Source organism: Xanthomonas hawaiiensis (genome assembly GCF_031834635.1).
GTDB classification, from domain to species: Bacteria; Pseudomonadota; Gammaproteobacteria; order Xanthomonadales; family Xanthomonadaceae; genus Xanthomonas_A; species Xanthomonas_A sacchari.
This window is the reverse complement of sequence record NZ_CP115873.1, coordinates 3,106,089-3,132,528: the sequence shown is the minus strand read 5'-3', so window position 1 is coordinate 3,132,528 and position 26,440 is coordinate 3,106,089. Positions and strand designations below refer to the sequence as shown.

Here is a 26,440-nt window from a genome sequence, read left to right as displayed (position 1 = left end):
GGAGACTACTGCATCGCCACGCTGCGCTGCCGTTCTTCCTGCTGTTGCGGCGGCGCCTGCAGGTTCTGCTGCTGCAACTGGCCGACGTTCGCCTGCGACGGTTCGTGGGCCGCGGCCGCGGTCTGCACCTGGCTGCGCAGGTGCGCCGGGTTCTCCGGCTGCCCCTGGACCGCGAACAGGCGGTCGCCATCGCGGCTCGGCAGGACCTGGTCGATACGGTGCAGGCCGTCCTGGCCGGCACGTGCGGCCACGCTGGCGGCGGTGTTGAGGAAGGCGGCGTCGTCGTGCAAGCCGAGTCGGTCGCGTTGCCCGTCCAGTTGCACCACGGCGTCGTTGAACAGGCGGCTGCCGGTCGACAGCGCGCCCGATTGCGCCTGACGCTGGTTCTGCGCCAGGTCCTCGGCCTTCATCACCGAGTCGATGCCGTGCAGGTCCAGGCGATGCTTGAGCATCATGCCGGGGACCAAACGCTGGCCGAACGACAGCGGGTCCGGTTCCGGCAACTGGATCTGGTGGCCGGCGGCGTCGGGCATCAGGCCGCGAGTGAGCAGGTTGTCTTCCTGCAGATAGGTCAGCAGTTCGTTCTTGACGTGATAGCCGCGGATCAGCCCGTCGGCGGCATAGGCCTTGGCGGCATCGGCGTCGAGCCCTTCGCGCTCGAGCGTCTTGTTGTTGACCCCGGCGGCATTGAAGGTCACCGCCGGCACGTCGTTGACCATCGACGAGGCCGCGGCCAGGCCGCCGCCCAGCGAGTGCCCGGAGATCAGTAGGTTGTCGCCGAAGGCCTGCTTGGCCTGGCTGCCGAGCTGGATCGCCGAGGCGTATTGCGCGTCGGAAAAGCCCAGGCCCTGGCCGATGTTGTGTTTCCAGTCCTTCAGTTCGTCGGTGCCGCAGAACCCCAGCACCACGTTGCCCTGCGGGTTGCGGTAGAACGCGGCATCGAAGCCGCTCTTGGCGTCGTGCTGCAGGCTGGGATCGATGCCGGCGCGCTGCAGTGCGGCGTCGTCCATGCGCGACCAGCCATCGGGCAATGCGGCGAAGGTCTCGGCGCCGCCGGTGCGGCGCTCGGCGGCGGTGTGGTAGAGATCCTGCAGCAGCGGCGGCAGTTGCCGGTCCACCGCCTGCGGCTGCTGGCCGCGGACGGCGTCGGAGAAGGAGGTGGACGGATCGGACGGGGAAAGATCGTTCTGGTTCATGCGCGGCTCCGTGCGAATGTGGCGACCGACCGCGTCAGCGGCTCGCTTCCAACGGGATGGCGTGTGCGCTCAGCCAGGCGCGCACGTCGTTGCGGACCTGCTGCGCATTGGCGTTGAGCAGGCGCTCGGGCGTGTTGAAGAAGTACGCCTGGAAGGTCTTGCCCTGGGCGTTGCGCAGGCTCGGATCGACCCCAGCCTGCAGCAGCTTGGGCACCCACGGGTTGCCGGCACTGCTCTGCGCGGCCAGATGCAGCAATGAGTTGCCGGTGGCGTCGACCCGTTTCGGATCGGCGCCGGCCTTGAGCAGCATCTCGATCTGCGCGTCGCGCTTGCTCTGCACGGCGCGGAACAGCGGCGTCCAGTTCGCGCGCGCACTCACCGGGTCGACCGGGGCGCCGTGCTGCAGCAGGAGTTGCAGGTACTGCGGGTCCTTGGCCATCGCCGCCATGTGCACCACGGTTTCCTGGTCCATGCCCGGCAGCGACGGGTCGGCACCGGCGTCGAGCAGCGCCGCCAGCGCGCGCGGCTGCTCGTTCCAGATGGCCCATTCGAGCAGGGTGACGTTCTGGTCGCCGTGCGCGGACAGGTCCGTGCTGGGCGCCAGGGCGGCGATGCGGGCGACATCGCCGCGCGCGATGGCGGCGGCGATGTCGGCGAGTGCGGGGTCGCGGAAGGCGACCGAATGATCCTGCAGCGTGGCTGACATGGCGGAATGCTCCTGGGCGCCGGGCTGTGCGGCGCAACTGATCGAGAAGAACAGCGAGGTCGCGAGTGCGATCAGGGCGGGGACGGGCGTACGCATGCGAGGCTCCTTTCCTGTTCGCGGTCCTGGATGACGGCGCACGTCCTGGCGCCGATGTCGATCCTAGCAGCGCTTTGCCGGGGTTTCGCGGCAGTTTTGTGACGTTGTCTGCGGATCTCAGGCGGCGTTCCGTTCGGTGCCGGGTGGTTTAACCGGAAACAAACGCTTGGCAATCGGAATGCCGCCAAGGCGTGGTTGCAGGTGCGAACGGGCAGGGCGTACAGGCGCCGCCAGTTCGCATACGCGCGTGCGTCTTTCCCTGCGCCGGTCATACGCGTCCGTGGCCGGCCTGTGCCGCCGCTATCGACGCCGCACAGGCGAGGGACATGCGCACGGCGGCATAATGGCAGTTTTCCCACAGGAGCCCGCGATGACGGCGACCCCCTTCGACCTGTTGATCAGCGATTGCGACGGCGTACTCGTCGACAGCGAAGTGCTGGCCGACCGGGTGATGCTCGACGCGCTGGGCGCCTATGTGCCGCGGGTCGAACTGGAACAGTTTCTCGCCGGCAGCTTCGGCCTCACCGCGCAGGAGATCGTGCAGCGCGTGCAACGGCAGTACGCGCTGGACCTGCCGCCGGGCCTGTACCAGGAGATCCGCACGCGCTCCGAAGCGCTGATTGCGGCCGAAGTTCAGCCGATCGCCGGCGTGCGCGAGGCCTTGCTGGCCTTGCCGCTGACGCTGGCGGTCGCCTCCAACAGCATGCGCGAGAGCGTGGTCGCCTCGGTGGCGCGCGCCGGCCTGACCGAGCGCGTCGGCGAGCGCATCTTCAGCGCCGACATGGTGGCGCGGCCCAAGCCCGCGCCGGACGTGTATCTGCTGGCGGCGAAGACGCTGGGCGTCGCGCCGGAACGCTGCCTGGTGATCGAGGACAGTGCCACCGGCGCGAGCGCCGCGCTGGCCGCCGGCATGACCGTGATCGGTTTCACCGGTGCCGCGCACATCCCCGCCGGCCATGCCGCGACGCTGCGTCAGCTCGGCGTGGCCGCGGTGATGGAGCACATGCGCGAGTTGCCGCAGACCTATGCGGAACTGGTGCGCGCCGCGGCGGCTTGAAGCGCCGGGATTGGGGAATCGGGATTCGGGATTGGGGAATGGAGGTTTCCGCGCGCGCCCGGCATCGCGGAATGTCGTTCTGCTCGTAGGAGCGGCTTCAGCCGCGACGCGCTATCGGTAAGGCCTCGCGGCTGAAGCCGCTCCTACAACAGCGACGCGGCGATGCCCATTGCCGGACATCGCCGCGTTCAGAACGAGAGCCGCCGTGTGATCCGGTCGAATGGTCAGGCGCTCTCAGGCGCCACGCCACCCATCCCCAATCCCGACTCCCCGATCCCGGCCCCTCAACAACAGCGAAACCCGCTCTTGCCGCCGTACCGCGCCTCCTGGCGCTCGCGGAAGAAGGTCTTGTAGTCCATCGGCTCGCGGTCCGGATGCTTTTCCAGCATGTGCCGCACGTAGTTGTCGTAGTCGGGGATGCCGCAGCACAGGCGTGCGGTCTGCACCAGGCGCCGCCACAACCGGCGGTGCGCCTGGTACTGCCCGACCGGAACCAGTGCGCCCATTACAGGTCCGCCATCTGGTGCGGCTGCAGGGCCACGTACGCGGTCTCGCGGTCGCTGCGCTGCGGGTTGCGGCGCGCGGCAAGAATGGTCTTCACCGCATAGATCAGCACCGCGAACACCACGCACAGGAACAGCACGGTCAGCCCGGTGTTGACGTAGGCATTGGTGACGATCTGCTGCATCTGCGCCACCGACTTGGCCGGTGCGGTGACGGTGCCGCTGGCGATGGCGTCCTGGAACTTGTGCGCCTGCGCCAGGAAGCCTTGCGACGGGTTACTGTCGAAGATCTTGATGAGGCCGGCGTAGGTGGTGCAGATCAGCAGCCACACCGCCGGCACCGCGGTCACCCAGGCGTAGCGGTCGCGCTTCATCTTGAACAGCACCACCGTGCCCAGCATCAGCGCGATGCCGGCCAGCATCTGGTTGGAGATGCCGAACAGCGGCCACAGCGTCTGGATGCCGCCGAACGGATCGACCACGCCGGTGTACAGCAGGTAGCCCCACAGGGCGACGCAGCCGGCGGTGCCGATGATGTTGGCGGTCCACGACTCGGTCTTCTTCAACGCCGGGATGAAGTTGCCGAGCAGGTCCTGCAGCATGAAGCGGCCGGCGCGGGTGCCGGCGTCCACCGCGGTGAGGATGAACAGCGCCTCGAACAGGATCGCGAAGTGGTACCAGAACGCCATCATCGCGTCGCTGCTGTTGGGGATGGCCTGGTGCAGGATCTGCGCGATGCCCACCGCCAGCGTCGGCGCGCCGCCGGCGCGATGCAGGATGGTGGGTTCGCCGATCGCCGCCGCGGTGGCGGTCAGTTGCTCCGGGGTGATGGCGAAGCCCCAGGTGGTGCTGATGTGGTGCGCGGCGGCGGCGACGTCGGCGCCGATCACCGCGGCCGGGCTGTTCATCGCGAAATACACGCCGGGGTCGATGATCGAGGCCGCCACCAGCGCCATCACCGCCACGAACGATTCCATCAGCATGCCGCCGTAGCCGATGTAGCGCATGTGCGACTCGTTGGCGAGCAGCTTGGGTGTGGTGCCCGAGGAAATCAGCGCATGGAAGCCGGACACCGCGCCGCAGGCGATGGTGATGAACAGGAACGGGAACAGACCGCCCTTCCACACCGGGCCGTCGCCGCTGGCGGCGAACTGGGTCAGCGCCGGCATCTTCAGTTCCGGCATCACCACCAGGATGCCGATCGCCAGGGCGATGATGGTGCCGATCTTGAGGAAGGTGGACAGATAGTCGCGCGGCGCCAGCAGCAGCCACACCGGCAGCACCGAGGCGACGAAGCCGTAGCCGATCAGCATCCAGGTGATCTGCGTGCCGGTGAAGGTGAAGGCCGGGCCCCAGGTGGGATCGGCGGCGACCTTGCCGCCGAACCAGATCGCCGCCAGCAGCAGGATCAGCCCGACCACCGAGATCTCGCCGATCTTGCCGGGGCGGATGTAGCGCATGTACACGCCCATCAGGATCGCGATGGGCATGGTCGCGATCACCGTGAACATGCCCCAAGGGCTTTCCGCCAGCGCCTTGACCACCACCATCGCCAGCACCGCCAGGATGATGATCATGATCAGGAAGGCGCCGAACAGGGCGATGGTGCCGGGCACCTGGCCCATCTCCTCGCGCACCAGGTCGCCGAGCGAGCGTCCGTTGCGGCGGCTGGACAGGAACAGCACCATGAAGTCCTGCACCGCACCGGCGACCACGACGCCGACCACCAGCCACAGCAGGCCGGGCAGGTAGCCCATCTGCGCGGCAAGTACCGGCCCGACCAGCGGCCCGGCGCCGGCGATGGCGGCGAAGTGGTGGCCGAACAAGACGTGCTTGTTGGTCGGCACGTAGTCCAGGCCGTCGTTGTTGAGCACCGCCGGCGTGGCCCGGGTGGGGTCGAGCTGCATCACCTTGTCGGCGATGAACAGGCTGTAGAAGCGATAGGCGATCAGGTAGATCGACACCGCGGCCACCACGATCCACAGCGCATTGATGTGTTCGCCGCGGCGCAGGGCGATGGTGCCGAGGCAGAACGCCGCCAGGATGGCGAGTGCGGCCCAGGCCAGCTTGGAAAACCCTTTCATGCAGAACGCTCCCCCAAAGATTGCCGCAAGGGTCGCCCCGATGGCCTGGAGGGTCAATGGCGGGGGCGGTCAGGGGCCTAGTACTTTGGTCGTAGAAGAAGCCCGCTCTCCCATCGGGAGAGGGGATGGGGTGAGGGTATGGGGCGAAGCCCTCATGGAACCAGCCTGCGCTATCGGACGCTGCACGAGGCTGCGCCCGTACCCTCATCCGCCCCTTCGGGGCACCTTCTCCCGGAGGGAGAAGGGAGGTCATGGCTTCGAACAGATAAGGAATCGTCGAAGCGCGCTTTAGCCCCTCTCCCTCCGGGAGAGGGGTTGGGGTGAGGGTCCGGGGCGAAGCCCTCATGGAACCAGCCTGCGCTATCGGACGCTGCACGAGGCTGCGCCCGTACCCTCATCCGCCCCTTCGGGGCACCTTCTCCCGAGGGGAGAAGGGAGAGGCGCGAGCCCCTCTCCCTCCGGGAGAGGGGTTGGGGTGAGGGTCCGGGGCGAAGCCCTCATGGAACCAGCCTCTGCTACCGGACGCTGCACGAGGCTGCGCCCGGACCCTCATCCGCCCCTGCGGGGCACCTTCTCCCGGGGGAGAAGGGTGCGCCGCCGCAGGCGATGGAACGATGGCTGCGCCGATCGCGGCTGAAGCCGCTCCTGCGTCATATCTCGAACCTGCGGGCCTCAGCGCTCCAGCGCCAGGCTCGACTGGCGCATGTCCAGGCCCTGCACCAGCGACTGCAGGGTCTGCAGTTCCTGGGTGTCGGCGGCGTCGATCCACACCTGGGCGAACTGGCCCTTCTTCAGTTCCGCCACCGCGATCCGGCGCGAGGCCAGGCCCGGGAGTTCGGCGCCGCCGAGGTCCGGCCGGTACCAGTACACCTGCTCGCCGGCGATGGCGCCCTTTTCCTCGCGCAGCGTGCGCTGCAGCGGAATGTTCGGGTCGCGTGCGGTGAGCATCATGCCCAGCACCTGACGTCCGTCGGCGTCGCTGGCGCGGCAGACGATGAAACCCTTGTCGCTGCGCTCGTTCCATTGCAGCTTGCTCTGCGGCGGCAGCGGTGGGCAGTTCTGTGCCTGCTGCGCGGTGGCGGCAGCGGCGGGCAACGCCGCCGCAGCGGTCAGCAGCGCCTTGCGCAAGAGTGTCTTCATTCGCGATGTCCCCATACGCCGCGATGCGACGCGTTCGTTCCATACGCACGCCTGCGGCGTCGTCTGCGGGAGCGCCCATCCTGTGCGGGATCCCGGCAGTGCATCCCCCGACGCAGTGCGTGTCCCGTGTGCGGCCACGCGCACGCGGCCGCGCCTGCACCATAGCCCAGCATGGCCGCGCTGACAATTGGGATGCGGATTCCGGAATATCCGTACGCGTGGTACGGCATGCCAGCACCCGCCGGGCCGCGCCGGTGCGCAGGGTTTGACAGGGATGCGCCGACGGTGACCAGGGACGGGAGAGGGCAACGGCGTCCGCGCAGACCGCTTGCCCTGGCCGCCCGATGTGGCGGCAACCGGTGCGTCAGCGGCCCGGTTCGGGCAACGGGATGAATTCCTGGTCGTCGCCCGGGATGGTCCCGAAGCGGCCCTCGCGCCAGTCCTGCTTGGCCTGCTCGATGCGTTCCACCGAACTGGAGACGAAGTTCCACCACAGGTGGCGCGGGCCATCCAGCGGTTCGCCGCCCATCAGCATCGCCTTGAGCGGGGTCTTGGCGCGCAGCCGCCCGCGCGCGCCCGGCTCGGGCAGGACCAGGTGCCGCGCCGGGATGTCCACGCCGTCCAGCTGCGCCTCGCCCTCCAGGATGTACAGCGAGCGCTCGGCATGCCGGGTATCCAGGTCGAGTTCCGCGTCCGCCTCCAGGTCCAGGGCCACGTTGAGGGTGTCGGCGAATACCGTCACCGGCGATTCCTCGCCGTAGGCGCGGCCGGCGATCACCCGCAGCCACACGCCGTCGCGGCGCTGCTGCGGCAGGCTGGCGGCGGCATGGTGGTAGAACGCCGGCGCGGTCTCTTCCGCCGATTTCGGCAGCGCCACCCAGGTCTGCATGCCGTGCAGCGGGTGCGCGTGCTCGCGCAGCGCCGACGGCGTGCGTTCGGAGTGGGAGATGCCGCGGCCGGCGGTCATCCAGTTGACGTCGCCGGCGCGGATCACCTGGTCCGAGCCGAGCGAATCGCGGTGGCCGATCTCGCCCGACCACAGGAAAGTGACGGTGGCCAGGCCGATGTGCGGATGCGGGCGCACGTCCACGCCATGGCCAGGCTCGAACACCGCCGGCCCCATGTGGTCGATGAAGACGAACGGGCCGACGCTGCGCGCCTGCATGCTGGGAACGGCGCGACGCACTTCGAAGCCGCCGATATCGTGGACGCGGGGGGCAATGAGGGTGGGCATGCGGACGCTCGCAGTCGCAAAGACGGAAGCGAAGCTTCGCATGCGCGGACGGTCGCGGTGCGGCGCCACGGCAAGACGGACTGTCTCGCATGCGGTCATGCGCGGCAGACCGATCCGCGACACGTTCGCGCTATGTCGCGCGGTGATGCCGGCGTGCCGGAATCGCATAGTGCGAATTGCGTGCGCTTCTTGTCTGCGACGCAGTGGCGGGCCTGTGAATAATCGGCGCGCGTCGCGTCCGGTCGCACGAGCGAGCGCACGGTACGCGGCGCTGCATCGATCCCTCTTCTCCCCGAAGGAGCACACATATGAAACATGTCGCATCGCATCTGCGCTGTCGCCGCGCCGCCTGGTCGCGCCTTGGCCTGGTCCTGCTCGCGGGCGCGGCGTTTGCGGCGCAGGCGCAAGGCGTGCCGAACATGAACGTGCCCACCGAGATCATCAATGATCTGTGGGACGCGAAGGCGTTGCTGGTCACCGGTGGACAAGGTGCCGGCTGCTATCCGGTGGCCAATGGCCATCGCATCGCCGGCCCGACCCTGCGCACCAATATCCGCTACACGGCGATCGGCATGGCGACCGCCGATTGCGCCGTCGGCAGCGGCATCGCCAGCGTCAATCTGCAGTTCCTCGCGCGCCCGCGCCCGGCGGGCATGTACATCCACATCGTCGACAACGGTATCGTCATCAGCAACCGATGAGCGCTCCGGCCGGCCGCCGCGCCCGGTGCAGCGGCCGATTCAGAACAGCGACCCGGTCTCCGTCTGCGTGACCGGCGCGGGCATCTCGCCGCGGCGCGAGGCCAGCCGGTCGGCCAGCCGGGTCGGTTCCGGCAGGCGGTAGCCGCGCAGGTAGCGCTGGGTCCACTGCAGCGCGCTGTCCACCGCCACGCGGTGGCCGGGCGAGACGATCAGCGGATTGCAGCGCAGTTTGCTGCGCAGCGCCCAGCCGACCACTTCGCCGCGGTGGACGATGGGGCTGTGGTCGCCGGCCTGCGCGCCGGGTTCCTCGAAGCGGCCGGCCAGCAGGGTCTTGGCCACGCCGATGCTGGGCAGCCCGGTGACCACGCCGAAGTGCGCGGCGATGCCGAGCCGGCGCGGATGGGCGATGCCCTGGCCGTCGACGAACACCAGGTCCGGGCGCTGCCGCAGCAGGTCCAGCGCGGCCAGCAGCGCCGGCAGTTCGCGGAAGCTCAGCAGGCCGGGCACGTAGGCCATCGACGTGGGTACGCGCGCGATCTCGGCCTGCTGCAGCTGCAGGCTCTGCGCATCCAGCAGCACCGCGGCGGCACGGGTGACCTGGCCATCGTCCTCGAAGCCGACATCGAAACCGGCCAGCCAGCGCGGCGGGTCGGGCACGTCGTCCTGCAGGCTGACCTGGCGCGCCAGCGTCGCCTGCAGCGCGCGCGCCTGCACGATGCTGCCGTCCCAGTCGCCGAACACGGGGTGCGTGGAAGTGTCCATGCGCCGATGATCGCGCCGTGTTCGTCGCTGGGGTGTGGAGGAGATGCTGCGAATCGGGAATGGGGAATGGGGAATCGCAACGGCTTGGTTCTCAAGCAAGTCGGACGGCCAAGCGCCGCCTGCTGGCTACAGCCGCGCGGGAACCGCTTCAACGATTCCCCATTCCCGATTCCCCATTCCCCCCCAAAGGCTACAATCCAGGGCCGCACGACCCACGCATCCCCCAACGGAGACTGTCGCAGTGACCCGCAAACTCGTACTGTTGCGCCATGGCCAGAGCCAGTGGAACCTGGATAACCGCTTCACCGGCTGGGTCGATGTCGACCTCACCGAACAGGGCCGCCAGGAAGCCGTGGCCGCCGGCCGGCTGATGCGCGAGGAGGGCCTGCAGTTCGACGTCGCCCATACCTCGGTGCTCAAGCGCGCCATCCACACCCTGCAGGGCGCGCTGAAGGAACTGGACCAGGACTGGCTGCCGGTGCACAAGAGCTGGCGCCTCAACGAGCGCCACTACGGCGGCCTGCAGGGCCTGGACAAGGCCGAGACCGCGGCCAAGCACGGCGAGGACCAGGTCAAGATCTGGCGCCGCTCCTACGACATCCCGCCGCCGCCGATGGATGCCGAGGATCCGGGCCATCCGCTGCACGACCGCCGCTACGCTACCCTGGACCGCAACGCGCTGCCGGCCACCGAGTCGCTGGCGACCACGCTCGAGCGCGTGCTGCCGTACTGGCACGACGCCATTGCGCCGCAACTCAAGGCCGGGCAGACCGTGCTGGTTACCGCCCACGGCAACTCGCTGCGCGCGCTGTACAAGTACTTGAACGACGTGTCGCGCGAAGAAATCCTCGAACTCAACATCCCCACCGGCATCCCGCTGCTGTTCGAACTGGACGACAGCCTGCAGGTGCAGTCCTACCGCTACCTGGGCGATCCGGAAGCGGCGAAGAAGGCGGCCGAGGCGGTGGCCAACCAGGGCAAGGCGAAGTAAGCGCCAGGATCGGCGCGCAACCGGCAGGAGAACGCGATGGGTGGATTCAGCGTCTGGCACTGGCTCGTGCTGATGGTCATGCTCGGCATTCCGCTGCTGATCGGCGTGGCGGTGTGGATGGCGATCCGCGCGCAGCGGCGCCGGCCGGCGGCCGTGGCGGCGCCGCCGCTGCCGCCCGCCGCCTCGGTGGAGCAGCGCCTGCGCGCGCTGGAGCAGTTGCAAGCGCAGGGGCTGATCGACGCGGCCGAGTACGCACGCCGCCGCGAGCAGATCCTGGCCGCGCTGTGAGGGCATGACCCAGCGGCAGGCGCCGCGTCGTCGCGCCTGCCGACACATCGCGCAGTGCGGTGGTGTGCGCTGCGCGGCGTGTCGCATGTCGCGCGTCTTGCCGCATCCCGCGGCCGTGCGAGCGCGCTGGAGGCGCTACCAGACGCAACTGGTGAGCAGCAGGCCCGGCTGCACGTCCACCCAATGCAGGCGATGCCGCTGCCCGACCGTCAAGGCCGGCGCCAGCGGCGCGGCGATCCGCGTCTCCACGCTGCCGCTGGCCGGATCGCAGCCTTCGATACGCAAGGCGTCGAAGTCGAAGAAGCGGCCGACGGTCGCCGCCGCGGCCTTGTAGAAACTCTCTTTCGCCGAGAAGCCCAGGGTCAGTGCATACGGCCAGCCGCGGACGTGCGCGAGGCCGGCCAGCGCGGCGCAGTCGCTGGCGTCCAGGGACACGGTGCGGATCGCCTCGAGCTGGTCTTCTGCCACCACACGTTCGATATCCAGGCCAATGCCGTTGGCGCCGGCACACGCCGGCAGGGCGATGGCCACCGCCAGGCCGTCGGTATGCGAGAGGCTGCCGAGAAAGCCGGCGGGCCAGATCGGCGCGCGGTCGGCGCCGATCGGCAGGTCGGTTGCGGTACTGCCTGCGGCGCGCAGTGCAGCGAGAGCGGCGCGCCGTCCGGCCAGGTACTCGGCCTGGCGCTTGCGCACGCTGCGCGCGATCGACGGCGGCGGCTGCAGGCCATGGCGCTGGAAATCGTCGCTGTCGAAGGCATCGACCTCGAACGGCAGCAGCCAGGCGTCCGGCACGGCGATGCGATGCGCGCCGAGGGCGAGGCGGGCGAATGGCGATGCAATGGGGGCCAGGGCATCCATGGCCCTAGCTTAGGGCCTGCGCAGGCCGGTGCGGCGCGTGCGATGCGACCGGGGAGGCGCTGCAGGCAGTCGTCGCGTTGGTGGCCTGCTTCCGCCACGATCAAACGGCCGCGGCTTGCACGGTAGGAGCCGCTCTTGTCCCCTTTTGCGGGATCAGCCGCGACGGGCGTCGCCGGGAACGCCATGTCGCGGCTGAAGCCGCTCCTACGGGATATGTCCCGCAGCGTTGCCTTCAGCCGTCGCTGGCGTCCACCCACACCCGCATTTCGCCTTCGCCGCGGTTGGCCCAGGCGAAGTAGGGCACGAAGGTCAGGGTCTGCGGCTGCCGCGTCGGCGGCGGCGCATCGTAGCGGTACAGCGGTGCTGCCATGTCGACATCCCCGTGCAGGCGTTCGCCGGTGGCCTGCAGCAGCACCTGGCCGGCCAGCGCACCGCTGCCGGGCACGGCCTGCAGCGCGGCGCTGGCAGGCAGGCGCAGCTGATGCAGGTCGGCGCCGTTGTCGGCCTGCTCCAGGCAGTACACCAGCGGCCCGCGTTGCACCGCGACCTTGCCGGCCAGGTCGCGCACGCGCGGATGCCCGCTGACCCGCATCGGTGGCATCGGCAGGCGCAGTTGCAGGGCGTCGCCGGACTGCCAGCGCCGGCGCAGCACGCAATAACCATGCTGGCGGTGCGCCGCGATCGCCACCGGCTCGCCGTTGAGCAGCAACTGCGGCGCCTGGCACCAGTCCGGCAGGCGCAGCGCCAGCGCCGCGTCCATCGGGGCGCTGCACGTCACGTCGAAGTCGATCGTGTCCTGCCACGGGTACTCGCCGCGCTGGCGCAGGGTCAGGGTCTGCCCGCCGACCTCGAACAGCGCGTCGCTGCCGACGTAGAGGTTTACGTATAGCGTGTCGTCGTGGCGGGTGTAGAGGTAGTGGCCCAGCGAGGTCAGCACGCGGGCGATGTTGGGCGGGCAGCAGGCGCAGCCGAACCAGCGCTGGCGCACCGGCTTGACGTGATCGAAGGTGTGGTTGCCGTGCACCGTGGGCGGGTGCACCTCCAGCGGATTGACGTAGAAGAAGTGGCGCCCGTCCAGGGCCATGCCGCCCAGCACGGTGTTGTACAGCGCCCGCTCCATCACGTCGGCGTAGCGGCCGTCCGGTGCCAACTGCAGCATGCGGTTGGCGAACATCATCAGCCCGATCGAGGCGCAGCTCTCGTTGTAGGCGGTGTCGTTGGGCAGGTCGTAGTCGACGCTGAAGGCTTCGCCGTAGCTCTGCGCGCCGATCGCGCCGGTCAGGTACATCTGCCGCTGCGTGGCGTTGTCCCACAGCCGCGCGCAGGCCGCGCGCAGGGTGGTGTCGCCGCTGTGCCGGGCCAGGTGCGCCACGCCGGCGTACAGGTACACGAAGCGCACGGCATGGCCGACCGCGGTGTCCTGCAGCGCCACCGGCAGGTGCGCCTGGCTGTAGGCCTTGTCCTGGATCATCCAGGCCGGGCCGTGCCCGCCCCAGAAAAAAGTGTGGCCGCGCTTGGCGTACTCCTCGTCGTAGTAGTGCGGCGTGGTGCCGCGCTGTTCGACGAAGTAGCGCGCCAGTGCCAGATAGCGCGCCTCGCCGGTGACTTCGTACAGGCGCATCAGCGCCAGTTCGATCTCCGGATGCCCGGGGTAGCCGTGCAACTGCGTCGGGCCGGGACCGAAGGTGGCGTCGATGTGGTCGGCGAGCCGGCACACGATGTCGAGCAGCGCGCGCTTGCCGGTGGCCTGGTAGTAGGCCACGCCGGCCTCGATCATGTGCCCGGCGCAGTACAACTCGTGGCACTCGGCCAGGTTGCTCCAGCGTTCCTGCGGCGCCTTCACCGTGAAATAGGTGTTGAGGTAGCCGTCGGCCTGCTGCGCGGCGCCGATCAGTTCGATGGTGGCGTCGGCATCGCGTTCCAGCGCCGGGTCGGGATGCTGCGCCAGCAGGTAGGCCACCGCTTCCAGCCACTTGGCCACGTCGCTGTCCTGGAACACCATGCCGTAGAACGTGCCGTCGCTGCGGCCGGCGGCGATGCGGAAGTTCTCGATGGCATGGCTGGGTTCGGCATCGGCGACGTTGTCGTTGAGCGCGTCCCACTGGTAGGGCAGCACCACCTCCTGCACCAAGCGCTGGTAACGCTGCCAGAACGGATCGGCGATGCGCAGGTGGGCGAGCGGCAGTTCCGGGGACGGCACAGGCGAATGCGGCATGGAGCGAAGATCCTGAAGGGTGGGGAAGGTCAGTGCACCGGGCGTGCGGCGAGGTCGGTGGCGATGCTCGCCAGCAGCGGCCGGCGCAGCCGGCAGCGCAGGATCACCGCGGCCAGCAGCAGGTGCAGGCCGGCGGGGATCAACGTTTCCAGCAGGGTGATGGCCTGCAGCGAGGCGGGGTTCTGCTGCGCGGCGCCGGCGCGGTACCCTGCGTAGACGAACAGCGCGCTGATCACCACCGCGCTCGAGGCCCAGGCCAGCTTGATGCAGAACAGGTTGAAGGCGAAGTTGATGCCGGAGGAGCGCACCCGGTTCTTCCAGGCGCCGTAGTCGTCGGCGAAGGCCATCAGCGAGAAATGCAGCGGCAGCGCGAAGCCCAGTACCAGGCAGTGCACGAAGATCACCGCCAGCCACAGCGTCTGTTGCGCCGGCCCGGTCGGCAGCCACCACTGCGCCACGCCGAATGCGGCCAGCGCCAGGTTGGTGTGCAGATACAGCGCCAGCGGGTCGAAGCGACGGCATAGTGCGTTGACCACGATCGCGCCGAGCACGGTGGCCAGCGCCACCATCGCGAAGAACAGCGAGGCGTAGCCGCTGCCGCCGCCGAGCACGTAGGTGATGAAGTACAGGTAGGCGCCGCCGCGGATGTTGTAGACGTTGATCAGCAGGAACGACATCAGCAGCACCAGCCGCAGCTGGTCGTTGCGCAGCAGGCCGCGCAGGTGTTCGCCGATGCCGGCGCCGCCGAGGAGGCTGACCGGCACCCGCTCGCGCACGGCGAAGAAACAGCACAGGAACATCGCCACCGCCAGCGCCGCCAGCACGCCCACGCCGAGCTGGTAGCCGCGCGCGGCATCGCCGTTGCCCAGCTCCCGCACCAGCCACGGCAGCCCCACCGACACCAGGAAGCCGGCGATGCCGCACAGCACGAAGCGCCAGGATTGCGCCGAGACCACGTCGCGGTGGTCGCCGGTCATGCTGTTGATCAGCGCGCAGTAGGGCACGTTGATCGCGGTGTAGCACAGCGACAGCAGGAAGTAGCTGGCGAAGGCGTAGGCGATCTTCGCGCCGGCGCTCAGTTGCGGCGCGCTGAAGGTCAGCACGCAGGCGATGCCGATCGGCAGCGCGACCCACAGTTGCCAGGCGCGGAACCGGCCCCAGCGGCTGCGGGTGCGGTCGGCGATCAGGCCCATCACCGGGTCGGACACCGCGTCGGCCACGCGCAGCACGGTGAACAGGGTGCCGACCAAGGCGGGAGTCAGGCCGAACACGTCGGTGTAGAAGAAGGTGAGGAAATTGGCGATCAGGCAGGTGACCACCGTGCCGCCGGCATCGCCGAGGCCGTAGCCGAACTTCTCCAGGCGCGACAGCCGCGGCGTGGTCGCGGCCGGCGCGGGGTCTGCGGCGGCGTGGCCGATGGCGGTCGCAGTCAACGGGGCGGCTCCTGGCGCGCGCGGTCCGGCGCCAGCGCAAAGTCGCACGGCCGCGCAACCGCGACAAGAGTCTGTGCGGTATAAAACCGGTACGATTCCGACCATGATCGCCGGGCTGCGGGCGCGCGGCGACGTTCATTCGATTGCTGCAGTGCAGCGTGCTACGCGCAAGGGGAGACGTTTCCGACATGCTCGAATTGACCGTCGCCTACCCGATTCGGGTCCAGAACGGTGGCCTGTTCATTTCCCGCGGGGTGGGCGCGCATCCGGCGCGGGTAATCCAGTCCTACGAGCTGATCTTCGTCGAGCGCGGCATCCTGTCGATTCGCGAACAGGACAGCGACTTCCACGTCGGCCCCGGCGAGACGCTGCTGCTGTGGCCCGGCCGCACGCATGCCGGGCTGGGCCAGTTCCCGGACGACCTGCGCTTCTACTGGGTGCATTTCGAACTGGAACCGGGTGCGACGCCGGCGGGCGATGCAGTGGCGCTGTCGATGCCGCAGCGCACCGCGATCCGCGATCCGGAGCGTTTCGTCGGCCTGTTCCGCTGGTTCCTGGCCGAGCAGGAGGAACGGCGCACGCTGCCGATGCTGGAGCCGATCGTGCTGTCGATGCTGCAATGCGTGGCAGGCGCCTGGCCGGATCCGCACGACTCCGAGCGTGCCGGCGTGGCGCTGGCGTACCGCGCCAAGCAACTGATCGGCACGCAGTTCCATACCGCGCTCACCGCTTCGTCGCTGGCGGCGCAACTGCACTGCAATCCGGACTACCTGGGCCGCATCTACCGGCGCAGCTTCGGCACCACGCTGACCGAGGCGATCCACCGCCAGCGCATCGCCTTCGCCGAGAAGCTGCTGCTGGTCAACACCTGCGCGGTCGACGATGTCGCGCAGCGCGCCGGCTTCAGCGACAGCGGCTACTTCCGGCGCGTGTTCCGCCAGCGCCTGGGCATGACGCCCAGTGCGTATCGGCGGCTGTATTGCAAGGAGCACATCAACTCGGGCTGAGGTTCTTGCGGGGGCGGTGTGCGTGCCGCATGTCGCGCACCGCTTTGCAGGTGCGCGCGCGTCAGTTGGCTGCCGTGGCAATGCGTAGCCTGCCTGCGTCGTAGGAGCGGCTTCAGCCGCGACGGGCTTTCCATGGGAAGGCTCCGTCGCGGCTGAAGCCGCTCCTACGGTAGGGCGGTGCGGCGGCTGGCCGCGCTAGCTCAGCTGCTGCCCGATCTCGCGCGCCATCGCGCTCAGCGGCAGGATCTTCTCGGCGCCGCCGCGCTTGATCGCTTCCTTAGGCATGCCGAATACCACGCTGCTGTGTTCGTCCTGCGCCACGGTGCGCGCGCCGGCCTGGCGCATCTCCAGCAGGCCCACCGCGCCGTCGTCGCCCATGCCGGTCATGATGATGCCCAGCGCGTTGCCGCCGGCGGCGCGTGCGGCGGAGCGGAACAGCACGTCCACCGACGGCCGGTGCCGGTTCACCGGCGGCCCGTCCAGCACCTCGACGAAGTACTGCGCGCCGCTGCGACGCAGCAGCATGTGCTTGCCGCCCGGCGCGATCAGCGCGCGTCCCGGCACCACGCGGTCGTTGTTGGCCGCTTCCTTCACCGAGATCTGGCACAACGTGTCCAGGCGCGCGGCGAAGGCGGCGGTGAACTTTTCCGGCATGTGCTGGACGATGACGATGCCGGGGCTGACCCGTGGCAGCGCGGTCAGCACTTCCTCCAGCGCCTGGGTGCCGCCGGTGGAGGTGCCGATCGCCACCACCCGTTCGGTGGTCTGCGACAGCGGGCGATTGCCCTGCGCCGGCAGGATCACGTCGGCGGTGTGCTTGATCTCCGGCTCCGCCGGCGCCGGTGCCGCACGCACCGACAGGCGCTTGACGTTGGCGCGCGCGGCACTCTTCACCGTGGCGATCATTTCCTCGGCCGAATCGGTGAGGAACTGCTTGAGGCCGAGCTTGGGCTTGGTCACCACCGCCACCGCGCCGGCGGCCAGCGCGTCCATGGTCACCCGCGCGCCCTTCTCGGTGAGCGTGGAGCAGATCACCACCGGGGTGGGGCGCTCGCTCATGATCTTGCGCAGGAAGGTGATGCCGTCCATCTTGGGCATCTCCACGTCGAGCACGATCACGTCCGGCCACTGATGGCGCATCTTGTCCATCGCCAGCAGCGGATCGGCCGCGGCGGCGATGACCTCGATGCCGGGCGCGTCGTTGAGCACGGCGACCAGCACCTGGCGCACCACCGCCGAATCGTCGATCACCATGGCCTTGATCGTGGTGGTCATGTGCGGTTCCCTCCTGGGACGTCGTGGTTCATGGTTTGCGGTACACCGACGGCGCGATCTGCACCACGTCGCTGTTGACGTCGTTGAGGCTCTCGGAGTGGCCGATGCAGAAGATGCCGCCGCGCTTGAGCGTGCCCAGCACCCGCGCCACCACCTCGCGCTTGGTCTGGGCGTTGAAGTAGATCATCACGTTGCGCAGGAACACCACGTCGAACTGGCCCAGGTTGGGCAGCGTCGCATTGAGGTTGGCGTGCAGGAAGCGCACGCGGTCGCGGATCTTGCGGTCGATCAGCAGGCTGCCCTCGTACTCGCCGCGGCCCTTCAGGCAGTAGCGCTTGAGCATGGCCGGCGGCATGTGCTCGATGCGCAGCAGGGGGTAGTGACCGGTGCGCGCCTTGTCCAGCACGCGGGTGCTGATGTCGGTGCCGACCACCTCGTAGGGGCGGCCCTGCAGGGTGTCGTCCAGCACCATGGCCATGCTGTAGGCCTCTTCGCCGGTGGAACTGGCCGCGCTCCAGCAGCGGAACGGTGCGCTGCCGGTATGCGCGGCGGCGACGCTGCGCAGCAGGTCGAAGTGCTTGGGCTCGCGGAAGAAGTAGGTTTCGTTGGTGGTCAGCAGGTCGATCGCGGTCTGCACCTCGCCGCTGCCCTCGCGGCTTTCCAGCAGCTTGAGGTACTGGGTGTAGGTCTGCAGCGAATGCGCCTTCAGGCGCTTGCCCAGGCGTCCGCACAGCATGGCCTTCTTGGCCGGCGAGATGGTGATGCCGGCGGCGTCGAAGATGAAACGCTGGAACCGGCCGAATTCCTGCTCGGTGATGGTGTCGTGGCTGGTCATGGTCTTGGCCGGTCAGTGGGTGGAGGCGGAAGCGGGAGCGCTGGCGTTGCCGGTGGGGCCGTGTTCCTGCAGCAGGCGCTGGTGCTCCAGCAGCCAGGCATGCAGCGCGCCGCCCCCCAGCGGACGCGCCAGCAGGTAGCCCTGGCCGAAGTCGCAGCCCAGTTCCTGCAGCAGGGCCCAGTCCTCCACCGTTTCGATACCCTCGGCGACGGTGCTCAGGCCCAGCCGCTGGGCCATGCCCAGTGCCGATTCGAGGACCGTGCGCAGGTTGCGGCTGCGGTGCGCGTCGTGGACGAAGATGCGGTCGATCTTCAACTCGGTGAAGGGAATGCGGGTGAGTTGCTGCAGCGAGGAGAAGCCGGTGCCGTAGTCGTCCAGCGACAGGCCGAAGCCCTGCAGCCGCAGCCGCGCCAGCATGCCCAGCGCGCTGCCGCACACCAGCGAGCTTTCGGTGATTTCCAGCACCAGGTCGGACGGCGCCAGGCCGTGCTTGCGCAGCAGTCCCAGCAGTTCGTCGAGCAGATTCGGGTCCTGCAGCATGCGCGGCGACAGGTTCAACGCCAGGGTCAGCTGGAACCCGTCCTGCTTCCACGCCGCCAGCCGCGCCAGCGCCTGGTCGGCGACGCAGGCGGTGAGCGCATGGATCAGGCCTTCGCGCTCGGCCACGGCGATGAAGCGGTCCGGCGCGATCGGCCCGGCGCTGGGATGGCGCCAGCGCGCCAGCGCCTCCACCCCGCCGACCCGGCCGCTGCGCATGTCCACCTTGGGCTGGTAGGCGACCTCGATCTCGCCGCGCTGCAGCGCTTCGCGCAGCATCGCCGCCATGGTCGCCTCGCCCGGGGCTTCGGCCTCGTTGCGCGGCGCCGGTGTCGGCGGGGCGTGGGCGCGCAGCGCGGCCGCGAGTTGCGCTGCGCGCAGCGGCTTCTCCAGTCCCGCCAGCACCTGCAGACCGTTGCCGCGGCCGACCTGCAGGACCGAGTCGATCAGGGCCGCGCCGCGCTGCGAGGCGACCACGATCGGCACGCGCACGTCGCAGCGGGCCAGCGCCTCGAGCAACTGCACGCCGTCCATGCCGGGCATTTCCAGGTCCACGATCAACAGACCCAGCGGCGAACCCTCGGTCACCCGCGCCAGCGCCGCATGGCCGTCGGCCGCGCCTTCCACTGCCACGGCGCCCATCCGCAGGCACAGGGCCAGCGCGTGTTCGCGCTGGACCTGGCTGTCGTCGACCACCAGGACCGTGCCGAAGTGGTGCAGGGCGGCGGTGTCAGGGGGCGTGGGCATGCGAAATCCGTTTCGAGGAGAGAGCAGGGGGCTGCGCGGCGGAGGCCGCTCAGGCGGCGATGCCTTCTTCCAGGTGGGTGTCGAGGGCAGCCATGCTGGCGAACTCCTGGGGCGCCAGCACCGCATCGGCGGCGAGCAGGATGACGAAGCGCTCGCCGACCTTGCCCATGCCATGGATGAAATCGCGGCGGATGCCGGTGCCGAACGCCGGCGGCGGGGCGATGTCGGCGGTGGCGATCTCCAGCACCTCGCTGACCGCGTCCACCAGCAGGCCGAGCACCTGGCGCTCTTCGCCGCTGGCCACCTCGATGATGACGATGCAGGTGCGCTTGCTGATCTCGCTGGGCGCACGGCCGAAGCGCTGCTGCAGATCCACCACCGGCACCACCGCGCCACGCAGGTTGATCACCCCACGCAGCGCGGGCGGCATCATCGGCACGTCGGTCGGCGTGCGGTACTCGATGATCTCCTTGATGCCGAGAATGCCGACGCCGAACATTTCCTTGCCGAGCAGGAAGGTCAGGAACTGGTCCGTCGCCAGGTCGCCGGCGTCGGAGGGTGAGAGCGGAGCGGGAGCGTTCATGGCCATGTCTCAGAAGGTTTCGAAGTGGGTTTCGTCCAGCGTCTCGGCCAGCACCAGCTTGCCGCCGGCCACGCGCGCGATCGGCTTGGCTCCGGCCTGCCCGCTGCGGCCGCGCGCCGCGGCCGGACGCCGCGTCGCGGTCCTGGATGCGGCTGCGACTTCCAGCTTGAAGAAACTCATCAGTTGCTGCAGCTGTTCGGCCTGCGCGCTCATTTCCTCGGCGGTGGCCGCCAGTTCCTCGGAGTTGGACGCGGCCTGCTGCGTGGTCTGGTTGAGCTGGCCGACCGCGGCATTGATCTGGCCGACGCCGGAGGTCTGTTCCTCGGAGGCGGCGGTGATCTCCTGCACCAGGTCGGAGGTGCGCTTGATCGACGGCACCATCTCGTCCAGCAGCTTGCCGGCGTTCTCCGCCAGCTCGACGCTGGAACTGGCCACATCGCCGATTTCCTGCGCCGCGATCTGGCTACGTTCTGCCAGCTTGCGCACTTCCGCCGCCACCACGGCGAAGCCCTTGCCATGCTCGCCTGCGCGTGCGGCCTCGATCGCCGCGTTCAGCGCCAGCAGGTTGGTCTGGTAGGCGATGTCGTCGATGATGCTGATCTTCTGCGCGATCTGCTTCATCGCCTGCACGGTCGCACGCACCGACTCGCCGCCATCCAGCGCCTGGCTGGACGCCTTGCTGGCCATGCCGTCGGTGATCTTGGCGTTCTCGGTGTTCTGCGAGATCGAGGCGGTCATCTGCTCCAGCGAGGCGCTGGTCTCTTCCACGCCGGCGGCCTGTTCGCTCGCCGCCTGGCTGAGCGACTGCGCAGTGGCGCTGACTTCCTCCGAGGCGCTGGCCAGCGCCTCGGCATTGCTGTTGACCTCGCTGACCACCTGCGACAGGCGCGCGATGGTGTCGTTGACGTAGTTCTTCATTTCGGCATAGGCGCCGTCGTAGGACTTGTCGATGCTGCGGGTCAGGTCGCCTTCGGCCAGGCCGCCCATCACCCGCACCACGTCCTGGATGCTGTCACCGGTGGTGGTCGCCAGCTCGTTCAGGCCCTGGCCCATGTCGCGCTGGAACCCGGACAGCCCGTCCAGGGCGATGCGCTCGGAGAAGTCGCCACGGTTGGCGGCGGCGACCACGCGGCGCTGGCCGTCGATCACCAGCTTCAGCCGCTCGACCATGGTCCGCATCGCATACAGCGCGCTGCCCCTATCGTTGGCGCGCACCGCCACGTCCAGGTTGAGGTCGCCCTGCGCCACCTTGTTGGCGATCTCGGCCACGTAGGCAGGCTCGCCGCCGAGCAGGCGCATCAGGCCGCGCACGATGAAGACCGAAATGCCGGCGCCCAGCAGCACGCACGCCACGATCACGGCGATGATCCACTGCCGCGAGCTGGCATAGAGCGCATCGCCCTCGGCGCTGGCGGCTTCGCCGCCCTTGGTGTTCAGCACCACCAGGCTGTCGAGAATGGTCGACGCATCGTCGTACAGCTTGCGCTGGTCGCCGTTGAACAAGGCCAGCGCCTCGCTGGTCTTGAGCGTCCGCGACAGGTCGAGGACCTGTTTGTGCAGGGCCAGGTACTTTTCGAACTCGCCATTGAAGTTCGTATAGATGCCCTTTTCCTCTTCGGAGGAAATGAGCTTGACGTAATGGTCGCGGTTACTCGCATACTCGGCCAGGATCTGCTCCATCTGCTGGTCGAAGGCGCGCATCTCCTGCGGGTTTTCGGTGACCACGTGTTGCAGTTCGGCCACGCGCAGGTCGGACAGGTTGGTATTCATCGCCTGGACGTAATGGATGCTGGGCATCCAGTTGGTGGCGATGTCGGTGGAGGCCTGGTTGACCTTGGCCAGCTTGTCCACCGTGAACACGCCCATGCCCACCATGAGCAGCAAGACGGCGGCGAAGCCGAGCCCGATTCTGGTAGCGATCTTCATTTGCTTGAACACCGTGATCCCCCTGTTGGATGTACGGAAGTGTGGTTGTCAGAACGTGTCGAACTGCGCTTCGTCCGGCGCCGGCACCAATGCCAGGCCGGCCTCGCCGAAGCCGAAACTGCGTTTGCGCACCGGTGCCGTCTTGCGCGCCAGGGCCTGCGGAATGGCGGGGCGCCGCGGCGCCGCCACCTGGTTGGTACGGAAGAAGCTCATCAACTGCTGCAACTGCTCGGCCTGTCCGCTCATTTCCTCGGCGGTGGCGGCCAGTTCCTCGGAGTTGGCCGCGGCCTGCTGCGTGGTCTGGTTGAGCTGGCCGACTGCGGCATTGATCTGGCCGACGCCGGAGGTCTGTTCCTCGGAGGCGGCGGTGATCTCCTGCACCAGGTCGGAGGTGCGGCGGATCGAAGGCACCATCTGCTCCAGCAGCTTGCCGGCGTTCTCGGCCAGTTCCACGCTGGACTCGGCGACCTGGCCGATCTCCTGCGCGGCCACCTGGCTGCGTTCGGCCAGCTTGCGCACCTCGGCGGCGACCACGGCGAAGCCCTTGCCGTGCTCGCCGGCGCGCGCGGCCTCGATCGCCGCGTTCAACGCCAGCAGGTTGGTCTGGTAGGCGATGTCGTCGATGATGCCGATCTTCTGCGCGATCTGCTTCATCGCCACCACCGTCGAACGCACCGCATCGCCGCCTTCGTTGGCTTCGCGTGCGGCCTTGGCGGCCATGCCGTCGGTGACCTTGGCGTTCTCGGTGTTCTGCGCGATGGAGGCGGTCATCTGCTCCAGCGAGGCGCTGGTCTCTTCCACGCCGGCGGCCTGCTCGCTGGCCGCCTGGCTCAGCGACTGCGCGGTGGCGCTGACCTGCTCGGAGGCGCTGGCCAGGGCGTCGGCGTTGATGTTGACCTCGCCGACCACCTGCGCGAGGCGCGCAACCGTGGCATTGATGCTGTCGCACAGTTCCTTCAGCTTGCCCTGGCACTGCACGTCCGCCAGCCGGGTCAGGTCGCCGGCCTCGATCGCCTTGAGCACGGCGCCGACATCGTTGATCGGGCCGATCACCGTATCCAGGGTCAGGTTGACGCCGTCGACGATGCGGCGGAAGTCGCCGTGATGCTGGCTGCCGTCGGCGCGCACATCCAGGCGGCCGGCCGCGGCCGCATCGGCGAGCAGGCTGGTGTCGCGGATCAGTGCGCGCAGGTTGGCGCGCACCTGTTCGACGGTGTCGTTGATGAATGCCTTCTTGCCCGGGAAGGCTTCCAGCGGCGCGTCGAAGTTGCCGCGGCCGAACTCGGCGATGCAGGTCATCGCCTTCTTCTTGGTGGCGATGTGGTCGCCGACCATGCGGTTGATGCCGTCGGCCATGCTGCGGAAATCGCCTTCGAAGCGGTGGCTCTCGATCGCCACGTCGATGTCGCCGGCGTCGTGCTGCGCGGACATGTGCTGCATCTGCGCGATCAGCCCCTGCATGTTGCGGCGCACCTGCTCGATGATCTCGTTGATGAAGACCTTCTTGCCCGGGAACGTCTCCAGCGGCGCATCGAAGTTGCCGCGGCCGAACTCGGCCACGCAGGCCAGCGCCTTCTTCTTGGTGGCGATGTGGTCGCCGACCATGCGGTTGATGCCCTCGGCGATGATCTTGAACTCGCCGTCGAAGCGATGGCTCTCGATGACCACGTCGATGTCGCCGGCATCGTGCTGGGCGGACATGCGCACGATCTCGTCGTTGATCTGGCGCACCCCGGTCTGCACCTGCCGCAGCGCCAGCAGCACCTCGCAGGCCTGGTCGTTGCGCACGGTCGGCATCACCACCTCGAAGTTGCCGGTGGCGAAGCGCGCCAGGGTGGTGGTGGCGATCCGCAGCGAGCGGGTGATGGCATGGACGGTGTAGGCCAGCACCGCGGCGGCCAGCACCGTGGCGCCGATGCCCAGTGCCAGGGTCTGCCCGGCGGTCAGGCCGAGGGCGAACCCGCACGCGGCGGCTGCCAAGGGCAGCACGACGGCGATGGCCGAACCGGTCCACAGCTTGGAGGTCAGCGAGAGAGAGTTGGACATGCCGAAATACCTTGTGCGAAATGGAGATGCATCGGCCTGCCGGCCAGTGCGGAGAGGGTCAGAACGAGACGAACGCGGCTTCTTCGAGGCGCGCGGCCTGGGCCGTGGCCGCCGGGCCGCCGAAACTGCGGGCGCGTGGTGCACGCTGCATCGACGACGGCAGGCGCCGCGGTTGCGGGGCCGGCGCCGAGGTCGTGGTGGCGCTGGTGGTGAAGAAGCTCATGATGGTCTGCAACTGTTCTGCCTGGCTGCTTACTTCTTCGGCCGTGGCGGCCAATTCTTCAGCGTTGGCAGCGGATTGCTGCGTTGTCTGGCTGAGCTGAACGACCGCGGCGTTGATCTGGCCGACGCCCGTGCTCTGTTCCTCGGAGGCGGCGGTGATTTCCTGCACCAGGTCGGAGGTGCGGCGGATCGACGGTTCCATCTCGCCGAGCAGGCGCCCGGTGGTCTCGGCCAGGTTCACGCTGGTGCTGGCGACGTCGCCGATCTCGTGCGCGGCGACCTGGCTGCGCTCGGCCAGCTTGCGCACCTCGGCGGCGACCACGGCGAAGCCCTTGCCGTGCTCGCCGGCGCGTGCGGCCTCGATCGCCGCGTTCAACGCCAGCAGGTTGGTCTGGTAGGCGATGTCGTCGATGATGCCGATCTTGCGCGCGATCTCCTTCATCGCCGACACGGTGGCGCGGACCGCCTCGCCGCTCTCGGCGGCCTCGCGCGAGGCCTTGGCGGCCATGCCGTCGGTGACCTTGGCGTTTTCCGCGTTCTGCGCGATGGAGCCGGTCATCTGCTCCAGCGACGCGCTGGTTTCCTCCACGCCGGCGGCCTGTTCGCTGGCCGCCTGGCTCAGCGACTGCGCGGTGGACGACAATTCCTCGGCGGCGCTGGCCAGGGTGACGGCGTTGCCGTTGACCTCGTTGACGATGCTGGTGAGCTTGTCGATGGTGGCGTTGACGTAGCGCTGCATGTCGGCGAAGGCGCCCTCGTAGTGGCCCTGCACCTGGCGGCTGAGATCGCCCTCGGCCACCGCGCCCATCACCTTGATCACGTCGCCGACGCTGCGCAGGTTGCCGCGGGTCTGTTCGATGATCTCGTTGATGAAGGCCTTCTTGCCCGGCAGTTGCGGCATCGGCGCGTCGAAGTTGCCGCGGCCGAACTCGGCGACCACGCCCAGCGCCTGCTTCTTGACCGCGATGTGCGCGGCGACCATGCGGTTGATGGCCTTGCCGATCGCGCAGAACTGCCCGTCCAGGTGCGCGCAGTCGATCTGCACGTCGATGTCGCCCAGGTCGTGTTCCTCGGACATGCGCGCGATCTCGCCGATCAGGCGCTTGAAGTTGCCGCGCACCTGCTCGAGGGTCTCGTTGATGAAGACCTTCTTGCCGGGCAGTTGCGGCATGCCCGCGTCGAAGTTGCCGCGGCCGAACTCGGCGACCACGCCCATGGCCTGCTTCTTGACCGCGATATGGCTGCCGACCATGCGGTTGATGCCGTCGGCCATGCTGCGGAAGTCGCCCTGGAAGTGCGCGCTGTCGATGCTGGCGTCGATCTCGCCGGCATCGTGCTCCTCGGCGACGCGGCGCATTTCGGCGATCAGGCCGAGCATGTTGCGCCGGACCTGCTCGATGGTGTCGTTGATGTAGGCCTTCTTGCCCGGGAGCGCGGCCAGCGGCGCGGCGAAGTTGCCGCAGCCGAATTCGCCCACGCAGTCGATCGCCTGCTTGCAGACGCCGATGTGGGCACCGACCAACTGGTTGATGTCGCCGGCCACGGTCCGGTAGGCGCCGCTGGCCTGCGTCGCATCCAGCATCACGTCGCAGTCGCCGGCGGCGTGTGCGCTGGTCATGTGCGCGACGTCGGCCTGCAACTGCCGCAGCGGCCGCTGCGCGGCGAGCAGGGCCTGGCCGATCTCGCTGCCGCCGGCCGTCGCGTCCACGCGCTCCAGTTCGCCCTGCGCCAGCGCCTGCAGGCCGCTGCGGGCCAGCTCCAGCTCGCGCTGCGCGGCAGCGGCCGTGTGCTGTGCCGCGCGCACGCTGCGGCTCAGCAGCACGCCGGCGACCAGGGTGGCCACGGCGACCAGGGTCCATGCGAGACCGCTGGCCAGCGTCAGCGCCGCGACGGCGGCAGCGGCGGGCAGGGCGACGGCGACGACGGCGGCCGTCGGCAGGGTGGCGGTGAGCGTCCGGTTCTGGGACATGACGGCGATTCCTGATTGATGGTGCGGCG

The 26,440-nt window shown here is 68.9% G+C and carries 22 protein-coding genes; 5 read left to right on the top strand and 17 right to left on the bottom strand.

Annotated features, from left to right (window positions below):
• Window positions 1-5: 5 nt before the first annotated feature.
• Together PG878_RS13485 and PG878_RS13480 are read right to left on the bottom strand one after the other, a co-directional pair.
• Complete coding sequence (locus tag PG878_RS13485; RefSeq protein ID WP_209031737.1) at window positions 6-1,196, bottom strand: Tle-like phospholipase domain-containing protein; 1,191 nt, start codon at window positions 1,194-1,196, stop codon at window positions 6-8.
• Between the two features lie 34 nt (window positions 1,197-1,230).
• Window positions 1,231-1,998, bottom strand: coding sequence for an ankyrin repeat domain-containing protein (locus PG878_RS13480; RefSeq protein WP_209031738.1), 768 nt, complete (start codon window positions 1,996-1,998; stop codon window positions 1,231-1,233).
• A 370-nt stretch (window positions 1,999-2,368) separates the two neighbouring features.
• On the opposite strand from PG878_RS13480, the gene PG878_RS13475 reads away from it, so the two are divergent.
• Window positions 2,369-3,055, top strand: coding sequence for an HAD-IA family hydrolase (locus PG878_RS13475; protein WP_209031739.1), 687 nt, complete (start codon window positions 2,369-2,371; stop codon window positions 3,053-3,055).
• Between the two features lie 284 nt (window positions 3,056-3,339).
• On the opposite strand, the gene PG878_RS13470 is transcribed toward PG878_RS13475, so the two are convergent.
• The 4 genes from PG878_RS13470 to PG878_RS13455 all read right to left on the bottom strand — a co-directional run bounded on the left by PG878_RS13470 (window position 3,340) and on the right by PG878_RS13455 (window position 8,016).
• Window positions 3,340-3,561, bottom strand: a complete 222-nt coding sequence (locus tag PG878_RS13470; RefSeq protein ID WP_209031740.1) for a YbdD/YjiX family protein — start codon at window positions 3,559-3,561, stop codon at window positions 3,340-3,342.
• Complete coding sequence (locus PG878_RS13465) at window positions 3,561-5,642, bottom strand: carbon starvation CstA family protein (protein ID WP_209031741.1); 2,082 nt, start codon at window positions 5,640-5,642, stop codon at window positions 3,561-3,563. The genes PG878_RS13470 and PG878_RS13465 overlap by 1 nt, the downstream gene beginning before the upstream one ends.
• Before the next feature lie 672 nt (window positions 5,643-6,314).
• Window positions 6,315-6,782, bottom strand: coding sequence for a hypothetical protein (locus PG878_RS13460; RefSeq protein WP_209031742.1), 468 nt, complete (start codon window positions 6,780-6,782; stop codon window positions 6,315-6,317).
• Window positions 6,783-7,146: 364 nt separating this feature from the next.
• Complete coding sequence (locus PG878_RS13455) at window positions 7,147-8,016, bottom strand: pirin family protein (RefSeq protein ID WP_209031743.1); 870 nt, start codon at window positions 8,014-8,016, stop codon at window positions 7,147-7,149.
• 308 nt (window positions 8,017-8,324) lie between these two features.
• On the opposite strand from PG878_RS13455, the gene PG878_RS13450 reads away from it, so the two are divergent.
• On the top strand, window positions 8,325-8,717 hold the full coding sequence (locus PG878_RS13450) for a hypothetical protein (RefSeq protein ID WP_209031744.1): 393 nt from the start codon (window positions 8,325-8,327) through the stop codon (window positions 8,715-8,717).
• Between the two features lie 39 nt (window positions 8,718-8,756).
• Here the strand turns inward: PG878_RS13450 and nfi are convergent, their stop codons facing one another.
• Window positions 8,757-9,479 (bottom strand): deoxyribonuclease V, encoded by a 723-nt coding sequence (gene nfi, locus PG878_RS13445; RefSeq protein ID WP_209031745.1) that lies wholly within the window; start codon window positions 9,477-9,479, stop codon window positions 8,757-8,759.
• A 241-nt stretch (window positions 9,480-9,720) separates the two neighbouring features.
• Here nfi and gpmA point away from each other — a divergent pair, with 241 nt between their 5' ends.
• On the top strand, window positions 9,721-10,470 hold the full coding sequence (gpmA, locus tag PG878_RS13440; protein WP_010342084.1) for a 2,3-diphosphoglycerate-dependent phosphoglycerate mutase: 750 nt from the start codon (window positions 9,721-9,723) through the stop codon (window positions 10,468-10,470).
• Between the two features lie 36 nt (window positions 10,471-10,506).
• Window positions 10,507-10,758 carry an SHOCT domain-containing protein gene (locus tag PG878_RS13435; protein ID WP_209031746.1) on the top strand — a complete coding sequence of 84 codons (252 nt, stop codon included), beginning with the start codon at window positions 10,507-10,509 and terminating at the stop codon, window positions 10,756-10,758.
• A 135-nt stretch (window positions 10,759-10,893) separates the two neighbouring features.
• Here PG878_RS13435 and PG878_RS13430 read toward each other — a convergent pair whose 3' ends face one another.
• The 3 genes from PG878_RS13430 to PG878_RS13420 form a co-directional block, all read right to left on the bottom strand.
• A complete protein-coding gene (locus tag PG878_RS13430; RefSeq protein ID WP_209031747.1) occupies window positions 10,894-11,616 on the bottom strand; it encodes a 4'-phosphopantetheinyl transferase family protein in 723 nt (240 codons plus the stop codon).
• Between the two features lie 232 nt (window positions 11,617-11,848).
• Window positions 11,849-13,831, bottom strand: coding sequence for a glycoside hydrolase family 127 protein (locus tag PG878_RS13425; RefSeq protein ID WP_209031749.1), 1,983 nt, complete (start codon window positions 13,829-13,831; stop codon window positions 11,849-11,851).
• Window positions 13,832-13,860: 29 nt separating this feature from the next.
• Window positions 13,861-15,264: an MFS transporter gene (locus PG878_RS13420; protein ID WP_209031751.1), complete on the bottom strand. Its 1,404-nt coding sequence runs from the start codon at window positions 15,262-15,264 to the stop codon at window positions 13,861-13,863.
• Between the two features lie 188 nt (window positions 15,265-15,452).
• Here PG878_RS13420 and PG878_RS13415 point away from each other — a divergent pair, with 188 nt between their 5' ends.
• Window positions 15,453-16,271 (top strand): helix-turn-helix transcriptional regulator, encoded by an 819-nt coding sequence (locus tag PG878_RS13415; RefSeq protein ID WP_209031753.1) that lies wholly within the window; start codon window positions 15,453-15,455, stop codon window positions 16,269-16,271.
• A gap of 195 nt (window positions 16,272-16,466) precedes the next feature.
• On the opposite strand, the gene PG878_RS13410 is transcribed toward PG878_RS13415, so the two are convergent.
• From PG878_RS13410 to PG878_RS13375, 7 genes are read right to left on the bottom strand one after another with little or no spacing between them, the layout of a single operon-like run.
• On the bottom strand, window positions 16,467-17,546 hold the full coding sequence (locus tag PG878_RS13410; protein WP_209031755.1) for a protein-glutamate methylesterase/protein-glutamine glutaminase: 1,080 nt from the start codon (window positions 17,544-17,546) through the stop codon (window positions 16,467-16,469).
• 28 nt (window positions 17,547-17,574) lie between these two features.
• The gene (locus PG878_RS13405; RefSeq protein WP_209031757.1) at window positions 17,575-18,381 is read right to left on the bottom strand and encodes a CheR family methyltransferase; all 807 of its coding nucleotides are present in this window, start codon (window positions 18,379-18,381) and stop codon (window positions 17,575-17,577) included.
• Window positions 18,382-18,393: 12 nt separating this feature from the next.
• Window positions 18,394-19,665, bottom strand: coding sequence for an EAL domain-containing response regulator (locus PG878_RS13400; protein ID WP_209031758.1), 1,272 nt, complete (start codon window positions 19,663-19,665; stop codon window positions 18,394-18,396).
• Between the two features lie 49 nt (window positions 19,666-19,714).
• Complete coding sequence (locus PG878_RS13395) at window positions 19,715-20,248, bottom strand: chemotaxis protein CheW (RefSeq protein WP_209031760.1); 534 nt, start codon at window positions 20,246-20,248, stop codon at window positions 19,715-19,717.
• 9 nt (window positions 20,249-20,257) lie between these two features.
• The gene (locus tag PG878_RS20845; RefSeq protein WP_209031761.1) at window positions 20,258-22,174 is read right to left on the bottom strand and encodes a methyl-accepting chemotaxis protein; all 1,917 of its coding nucleotides are present in this window, start codon (window positions 22,172-22,174) and stop codon (window positions 20,258-20,260) included.
• 48 nt (window positions 22,175-22,222) lie between these two features.
• Window positions 22,223-24,220 carry a methyl-accepting chemotaxis protein gene (locus PG878_RS13380; RefSeq protein ID WP_209031763.1) on the bottom strand — a complete coding sequence of 666 codons (1,998 nt, stop codon included), beginning with the start codon at window positions 24,218-24,220 and terminating at the stop codon, window positions 22,223-22,225.
• 58 nt (window positions 24,221-24,278) lie between these two features.
• Window positions 24,279-26,411, bottom strand: coding sequence for a methyl-accepting chemotaxis protein (locus PG878_RS13375; RefSeq protein WP_209031765.1), 2,133 nt, complete (start codon window positions 26,409-26,411; stop codon window positions 24,279-24,281).
• Window positions 26,412-26,440: the final 29 nt, after the last annotated feature.

Coding starts and splice junctions, on each gene's coding strand:
- PG878_RS13480 (WP_209031738.1), bottom strand. CDS start 1,998: ATGCGTACGCCCGTCCCCGCCCTGATCGCACTCGCGACCTCGCTGTTC.
- nfi (WP_209031745.1), bottom strand. CDS start 9,479: ATGGACACTTCCACGCACCCCGTGTTCGGCGACTGGGACGGCAGCATC.
- PG878_RS13465 (WP_209031741.1), bottom strand. CDS start 5,642: ATGAAAGGGTTTTCCAAGCTGGCCTGGGCCGCACTCGCCATCCTGGCG.
- PG878_RS13375 (WP_209031765.1), bottom strand. CDS start 26,411: ATGTCCCAGAACCGGACGCTCACCGCCACCCTGCCGACGGCCGCCGTC.
- PG878_RS13400 (WP_209031758.1), bottom strand. CDS start 19,665: ATGCCCACGCCCCCTGACACCGCCGCCCTGCACCACTTCGGCACGGTC.
- PG878_RS13460 (WP_209031742.1), bottom strand. CDS start 6,782: ATGAAGACACTCTTGCGCAAGGCGCTGCTGACCGCTGCGGCGGCGTTG.
- PG878_RS13485 (WP_209031737.1), bottom strand. CDS start 1,196: ATGAACCAGAACGATCTTTCCCCGTCCGATCCGTCCACCTCCTTCTCC.
- PG878_RS13410 (WP_209031755.1), bottom strand. CDS start 17,546: ATGACCACCACGATCAAGGCCATGGTGATCGACGATTCGGCGGTGGTG.
- PG878_RS13450 (WP_209031744.1), top strand. CDS start 8,325: ATGAAACATGTCGCATCGCATCTGCGCTGTCGCCGCGCCGCCTGGTCG.
- PG878_RS13405 (WP_209031757.1), bottom strand. CDS start 18,381: ATGACCAGCCACGACACCATCACCGAGCAGGAATTCGGCCGGTTCCAG.
- PG878_RS13380 (WP_209031763.1), bottom strand. CDS start 24,220: ATGTCCAACTCTCTCTCGCTGACCTCCAAGCTGTGGACCGGTTCGGCC.
- PG878_RS13425 (WP_209031749.1), bottom strand. CDS start 13,831: ATGCCGCATTCGCCTGTGCCGTCCCCGGAACTGCCGCTCGCCCACCTG.
- PG878_RS13470 (WP_209031740.1), bottom strand. CDS start 3,561: ATGGGCGCACTGGTTCCGGTCGGGCAGTACCAGGCGCACCGCCGGTTG.
- PG878_RS13430 (WP_209031747.1), bottom strand. CDS start 11,616: ATGGATGCCCTGGCCCCCATTGCATCGCCATTCGCCCGCCTCGCCCTC.
- PG878_RS13435 (WP_209031746.1), top strand. CDS start 10,507: ATGGGTGGATTCAGCGTCTGGCACTGGCTCGTGCTGATGGTCATGCTC.
- PG878_RS13415 (WP_209031753.1), top strand. CDS start 15,453: ATGCTCGAATTGACCGTCGCCTACCCGATTCGGGTCCAGAACGGTGGC.
- PG878_RS13395 (WP_209031760.1), bottom strand. CDS start 20,248: ATGAACGCTCCCGCTCCGCTCTCACCCTCCGACGCCGGCGACCTGGCG.
- PG878_RS13455 (WP_209031743.1), bottom strand. CDS start 8,016: ATGCCCACCCTCATTGCCCCCCGCGTCCACGATATCGGCGGCTTCGAA.
- PG878_RS20845 (WP_209031761.1), bottom strand. CDS start 22,174: ATGAAGATCGCTACCAGAATCGGGCTCGGCTTCGCCGCCGTCTTGCTG.
- PG878_RS13475 (WP_209031739.1), top strand. CDS start 2,369: ATGACGGCGACCCCCTTCGACCTGTTGATCAGCGATTGCGACGGCGTA.